3 protein-coding genes are annotated in these 7,050 nt (G+C 51.3%); all 3 read left to right on the top strand.

What is annotated here, in order from left to right; genetic code table 11:
• Positions 1 to 158: 158 nt before the first annotated feature.
• The 3 genes from HRU10_14630 to HRU10_14620 are packed head-to-tail and all read left to right on the top strand — an operon-like array spanning position 159 to position 7,017.
• Complete coding sequence (locus HRU10_14630; GenBank protein ID NRA28468.1) at positions 159 to 4,325, top strand: DNRLRE domain-containing protein; 4,167 nt, start codon at positions 159 to 161, stop codon at positions 4,323 to 4,325.
• The gene (locus tag HRU10_14625; GenBank protein ID NRA28467.1) at positions 4,297 to 5,028 is read left to right on the top strand and encodes a hypothetical protein; all 732 of its coding nucleotides are present in this window, start codon (positions 4,297 to 4,299) and stop codon (positions 5,026 to 5,028) included. Before HRU10_14630 ends, HRU10_14625 begins: the two co-directional genes overlap by 29 nt.
• A 54-nt stretch (positions 5,029 to 5,082) precedes the next feature.
• Complete coding sequence (locus tag HRU10_14620; GenBank protein ID NRA28466.1) at positions 5,083 to 7,017, top strand: hypothetical protein; 1,935 nt, start codon at positions 5,083 to 5,085, stop codon at positions 7,015 to 7,017.
• Positions 7,018 to 7,050: the final 33 nt, after the last annotated feature.

The raw sequence follows: 7,050 nt of genomic DNA, 5'->3' as shown, positions 1-7,050 counted from the left end.
AGGAACCGTGTGCGTTAATCGCGCTCGCACGGGTCTGTAGGAGTGCAGTCGAGCGATCGGCTGCACGACCTAGACCCAACTCAACGCGGGGGTAAATCATAGTAATATTGATCACGCGTGTATGAGGACCATGGTAAAGAGTTCTCTACCCTCCATTGATGCGTTCTTACCTCCCCTTAATACTAGCTAGCCTGTTGTGCGTTCTGAACGCTCAGGCTGAATTTAATTCTCCACTACCCGTCGAAGGCTTAGGCTTGGAGGCTACTGTGCCTGTCGAGGCCACTGTGCAGGCGGATCCGCCTGCTATTACTCTGGAGGTCCATAAGAAGGAGCGCAGCTATCAAGTCTTTCGCAAGGGGCCGCATGATCTTGAATGGAGCGCGCAGGTGGGGACGATACCTATTGGGGATGGGACCTGGACAGACACCGATGTGGTGGCGGGAGTGGAATATGAGTATCGTCTTTTTGGGGGCGAGGTAGATGCGGACAGAGCTTCCTTGACAGCCTTTCTCTACGGCTACATCCGCAGCGGCATCGAAGTCGATATGACTGACTGGCGAGGTCGAGTCATCGTAGTGGTTGCACAAAATATTTTGGATGAGCTACCTGATGCGTTTGAGCAGTATAAAAAGGATCTAGTGGGTGATGGTTGGACAGTTCATACCGTCGTAGCACCAACAAGAGAGGATACCTCTGGGGAAGGCTTTCATCACGTCGCGTTGCGCGACGAAATCATTTCGATCTATGGTAGTTACCCGGGTGAGGTGAAGCATGTCGCGTTGGTAGGAGAGGTGCCGATTGTGCGGACTGGAAATCGTTATTTTGGTCCAGATGGACACGGGGATGTCGCCGCATTCGGAACAGATGCATATTTTGCTGATGTTGACGACGATTGGACAGATACCAGCCAAAATTCACGGACAGAAGAGCGCTACAGAAATCTTCCAAACGACGGCAAATACGATCTGGTGCGTGTCCCTGACGACGACCTCGAGTTTGTGGAACTGGGTTTCGGGCGCTTTGATTTTGGTCAGTTTAGAAACGATAATATATCCAAAATGGAGACTTATCTCAATAAACTGCACCGCTATAAACATGCAGCCCCAAGCTTAAAACCTGGACGGCGCTCCATCATTCGAGGCGGATTTGATAACGTCAGGGAGACGGGTTGGAATAGTCTGTCGGCCTTGGTAGGCTTAGAAAATATCGATTATTATAAAGGCGGGGCCGGAGAGGCTCGAGGTAGGGGAAATGAGGCAAATTTGGATGCTTTGTTGTCGTCGGAGTTTGGACCGTCACTTTTCTATTTTAAAGGTGGAGGTGGTCCTAATTTGGGGGACGCTGGGCGATCTGTCTTTATGACAGGAATGCAAAGTTTTTGGGGTTTTTGGGCGGATAGAAATGCTATGGCTTCTGCGATCGGATCAGATGGGTGGACCTTGAGTGTCACTTGGTCGATCTGGGGTTTGCGCTACTTCTATCACCGCATGGGACTGGGGGATGTCACTGGGGATATGATGAAAACCAGCATCAACAATAGAGGTTGGCAAGGAGACGACGGTTTGTATCGAGTGGGTTCAGACTATTGGGTCAATGGAAACCATACCGGTGCCTTATTCATGAACCACATTGGCGATCCTATGCTCAGGTTGTATATGTTCCCGCCTGTTTCTAATTTGGGCGTCGTAGCTGATGGTGAGGATGTAGACATCGCTTGGAAAGCATCGCCGGATCCTGAGGTGATCGGTTACCACGTATATCGCTCTACCTCAATGGATGAGCCGTTCATTCGTCTGACCAATACACCTATTGAGCTGACTGAGTATACGGATTCGGGGATCGTCTCCACGGGCGGCTCCATGATTTATCAAGTCCGGGCAGTAAAGCTGGAGCAGACTGGGAGCGGCACCTTTTTTAACGGGAGCCAGGGCATCTTTCGCGAGATCGATTTTGACAATACCCCAGATCCCTTGACGCTGCCTGAGATTGTTCTTCCGAAGGCGTTCGCTTACACGAACTATCGCCATGCTTTAGAGGCCGTTGGAGGAATACTTCCTTATGAATGGAAAGTTGTAAGTGGACTTCCTTCACAAGGTTTTTCGCTCAGCAGCTCTGGTGAGTTCGTAGGAAACGCATATAATGCGGGTAGCTATGATATTGTATTTGAAGTCACCGACGCGGCGGGCAGCTCACAGACCCGAACGGCAAGGCTGGAGGTGAGCGACCAGATAATGCAAGCGATATTGCCCGACGCAGATACTGATTTTAGTGGAAATTCTAACAAGAATTTTGGAACCAAAACGACGATACAGACCGTCTCTAATAAGCCAGGGCTTCTACGGTTCGAAATCGATCGACCGGGTGCGCTCACGACAATTTCAAGTGCTAAGCTGAGTTTCGTTCCCAATGTCAACACAGATGTTGAAATGGACGATAGTCTTCGAGTGGGTTACGTCGATGACGATAGTTGGGTAGAAAATATAGTAACTTTTGATACCAGCCCGAGCGAAAGTCTGTCAGTTACTCCCGTCTTGGCTGATGCTGAGGTTACCCCCGGTGAGCGGTTTGAGATAGACGTTACATCGATAGTCGCAGCAGATCTGGCTCAAGACAGTTCTGGGGTGGTCACGCTTACACTGCGGCCGACAGCCGAAAAACTCGAAATCGCATCTAGTGAATCGACAGACGCCATGCTGCGGCCTCAGCTTGCGATCGAATACCCTGCCGGTCCAAAGATTTTAATAGAGTCGCCAGCAGATCAACGCATGCACGTTGCAGATCAACGCATGCACGTTGCTCCAGGAGTGGATGCGTATCTCCAGGCTTCTCTTAGCCACCCAAGTCTCGATCCCGCCTCCATATCCGTATCCTGGAGTATGATTGACGGGCCGTCGGGCAGTCATGCGATTTTTTCGGAAGCTACGGCGTTGGCGACTGCGGTTAGTTTTGATGCTGAGGGGACTTATCAAGTGCGTGTCGACGCGGATGATGGAGCCCTGACTGATTCACAGCTCGTCACCATTCATGTTGCGGCACGAGAAGTCTCCGTATTTCCCGACCCTGAAGCTGCCCACTTTCCCCTAGACGAAGGGTCGGGCGACACCGTCGTCGATCGGATTTCCGGTAGTTCGCGAACGTTAAACAATTTCGAGGTCGAAAATGCTTGGGTCGAAGATGGTTACCGAGGTTGGGCATTAGATCTATCCGCCGATGTCGGGGATGAGAGCCCAGCCCATTGGGTGGTTTTAGATGACTCTGAATTTGGATTCGAACGGGATCAGCCCTGGACTGTTTCCATGTGGGCTAAATTTGCAGATCAAAACGAGTCTGTGGTCGCTGGCAAGGCACGAAACTTTGAGAAACCCGACCCCGTGGAGATACAGTTTTCATGGGTGTTTAATCATGATAGTAGAAATCCGACTTCACTCAGGCTCAAAATCGACGACCGTTGGCAGAATGTCGGAAATATAGCCCGTCCGTTAGTCAACGGCTTATGGAGACACATTACTCTTGTATACAATCCAGATAGCGGGAACGCGTTAGGCTTTGTAGATGGAGGTGCACAAGGACTGGCTGCCCTGGGGGTCGAACCTGAAAAAATGACCAAAGAATCGGCCGTCGATTTTCTTGTGGGCGCGACTCGAGATAAGAGTAACAGTGATCTTTTTGGCGATTTTGATGGGCTGATTGACGATGTCCGGGTCTATGATCGAGCTCTGAGCCATACTGAAGTGCGCGAATTATTCCTCGGTCGATCAATCAACCAAGCGCCTATTCCTACAATTGCTGGTCTCATAGAAGCTCCGATCGCTGGAGATACTGTATCGCTTCTCGGGCAAATTTCCGACGATGGCCTTCCAGATGATGGGGAGAGCTATGAAGTGACTTGGGAGATCGTCTCAGGTCCGGGAGCTGTGTCGTTTATGTCCCCGAATACACTGGCAACAGATGTGGTTTTTGATGTTTCTGGTGAGTATCTGTTGCGGTTGATCGTGAATGATGGACAAGCCGCGGCATCGACTACATTGGCATTAGATGTAAAGGATGTGGGTGCTTCCGTGGGGAATATGGCACCTCTCGTAGATGCGGGAGCCGACCAAATGATAGCTGCGTCCACGTCCACCACGCTTGCTGGTATCGTCGCTGACGATGGTCTCCCTGCGCTGGGTGACCTCACCTACGCTTGGCGTCAGCTGGGTGGTCCTGATATCTCAATTTTTGACGCTCCTAATAGCCTGTCAACGGAAGTGATCCTTCTGGGATCTGGAATTTACATATTCGAGCTCACGGTCTCCGATGGAGAATTATCCGCCAGTGATATCTGAGGCTGTCTCAAACACCCCACCCGTCGTGGAAGCTGGGGAACACGTTTCCGGAATCATCGGTGAGCCTATTGCTCTATCGGGAAGCGTCACTGCCGGCGGACTGCCGGCCGGCTCACAAATAGTCTTCTCATGGAGCGAACCTCGGGTCAATCAAACACCAAAAATGGCGGACATCAGCGACCCGGCTGACTTGGAGACCTCGGTTACTTTTGACGAAGTTGGTGAATACGCGCTGCAGCTCGAAGCTACTGACGGCGAGTTCGTGGTCCGGGATTTTGTGTCGGTTACTGTTACCTATGACGGTGAGGGGAATACGGCTCCGGAAGTCGATCTTGGGGAAGACCAAAATATAGTGTTTGCTCGCCCTGCCTCTATTTTTCCAACGATCAGCGACGATGGTTTGCCTGATCCACCGGCGGAGCTGACGTTGGAGTGGAATCAATTGCTTGGACCTGAAGGTATGCAAATAACCAGCATTAGAGACTTTGAGGAATACGAAATCCGTTTCGCCTCCGAGGGTATCTATGAAATAGAATTAATTGTTGATGATGGGATTGCGGTATCGTCCGACTCCGTGATTTTCGATGTGTCTGGGGATTTGAATGGGGTCCCTTTAGTTGATCTGGGTGAAGATCAGGATGTTATCTTTGCTCGACCAGCCAACATTTTCCCTGTGATTAGCGATGACGATCTGACGCATTAACCGCAAGCAGTAACGGTTGAGTGGAATCAACTGAGCGGACCGGATGGATTGTCCGTGACCGAAGTGGATAGACTAGTGGAGTATCGCGTGCAGTTCGAGTCCGAGGGCGTTTATGAACTGGAGCTGTCTGTGGACGATGGTGTCTCAGTTAGTGTCGATACCATAACTTTCGACGTTTCAGGTGCGGGCAATGCGACACCTGTTCCGACGATTATGGCCGCCGATCAAAGGATCAGTGTCTTAAGTCCTTTGACTCTTGAAGTGGATATTTTAGACGATGATGTCTTGGGACAGCTTCAGTTTGGTTGGCGCGTGGTGAGTGGGCCCAGTGCATCACTTTCTGTATCCACTCTGAGCACCGGTAAGGAATATCTTTTATCCTTTCCAGAAGTGGGGGAATACACCGTGGAGTTTACTGTCTCCGATGGTAACAGCGCCGGATCGGATCAGATCGATGTAACAGTCTTAGAAATGGGGCAATTCCGTAGCATCTGGTCTTGGGGTGAAAATCGCTTCGGCTCGGCCGGGCCCTTTGAAACCTTTTCTTCAGCTGATATGTCCCGACCCTATAAGGTCGCTTCGGGCTTTGCGAAAGTTGAGCCACGTGAGCGTTTGACTATCGCTTTGGACCGGGCTGGGAGAGTTTTGGCTTCGGGCAACAATTCTACAGGCGGACTTGGCCGTCCAAACTTTAGTAATCGAGGTTTCTTCGCGGAGATTCCAGGTCTGCCCAAGATTGTTGATATAGCTAATCATTCTCTTTTCAGCAGGCTTGGGGGCGTAGCCGTTGACGAAAATGGACGTGTCTGGTCGTGGGGCTCACAGAGTCTTGGCCAAGATGGACTTGGTGGCGATCCAATAGATTCTGAGTTAGATACGGGATCGTTGGCTCAACAAGTTCCCGGATTGGAAAATGTGGTGCGTGTCTTTGCCGGTGGATCGAGGGTATTTGCCGCAACGCATGATGGGGCACTATACGGCTGGGGTAATTCTGCCGCAGGTGCCTTGGGGCTGGCGGATGATGGATCTGAATTTTCACAGCGAACTCCAGCGCCAGTACCGGGAGTGACGGATGTGCGTTCGGTTGCCGTAGGATTATTCTTCAGCGTGGTCTGTTTAGAAGATGGCAGTGTGTTGGCTTCAGGTTCTGACTTCTTGGAGGTGTTGGGCAATGGAACTGGCAGCAATACGCGTCAGTTTGCCCCAGTTTTCATTCAAGAAGGGCCTGATTTACCCCTAACGGGTATCCAGAAAGTTGTGGCCGGCGCCTATCATACGCTTGCTTTAACCACCGACGGGCGTGTCTATTCATGGGGTTATAATGGCGTTGGGCAGTTAGGGTTGGGGGATACCGCAACGCGTACTGTTGCGCATCTAGTGACAGATCCGAGTGATCCATCTGGGTACTTGGCAGATATCATCGATATAGCCGCAGGCAGTGATACATCCTTTGCGTTGAAGGTTGATGGTAGAGTCCTTGGCTGGGGCACGGGTCGTGATCATGCTTTTGGTTCTGCGACAGACACCGGCACCCGCACTGAACCTGGCCCGGTAGCTGGCCTTCCAGGAGGTATTCGTAACATCTGGGCTTCTGCAGAGACTTTTTATGCGGCGACCGATTGGTCGACCTGGGGACAATTCCAAGCTGAGCACTTTACCCCCGCCGAGATTGCTGCGGGCGATGCTGATCCAGATCTCGATTACCTGGGCGGTGGTCGGAAAAACTTTATGGCCTACGTTCTGCGGCAGGACCCGAAGATCCGGTCGCGCGATAATCCTTTGGTCGCATGGATGGATGGCGATCGGCTCATGGTTGAGATGGAGTATCTTGCCAGCGCGGTCGATTTTGAGGTGACGATCGAAACGTCTACGAACTTGATAGACTGGGTGCCAGCCTCGCCTAGCAATCAGTCATACGAGGTAATGGGGGATATGATGAAAGCGCTCCACAGCCATCCCATAAGACCTGATGGCGGAGATCAAACCTGAGTATTGATGGGCTGTAGCGGTTGATCGTGTCTA

The sequence above is a fragment of the Opitutales bacterium genome (assembly GCA_013215165.1).
Lineage (GTDB): Bacteria > Verrucomicrobiota > Verrucomicrobiia > Opitutales > JABSRG01 > JABSRG01.
The sequence above is the reverse complement of the archived record's forward strand: the minus strand, read 5'-3'. Positions and strand labels throughout refer to the sequence as shown.

What these genes read in the sequence shown, in the direction of transcription:
- HRU10_14625 (NRA28467.1), top strand. Translation starts at nt 4,297, where the DNA reads ATGGAGAATTATCCGCCAGTGATATCTGAGGCTGTCTCAAACACCCCA.
- HRU10_14630 (NRA28468.1), top strand. Translation starts at nt 159, where the DNA reads ATGCGTTCTTACCTCCCCTTAATACTAGCTAGCCTGTTGTGCGTTCTG.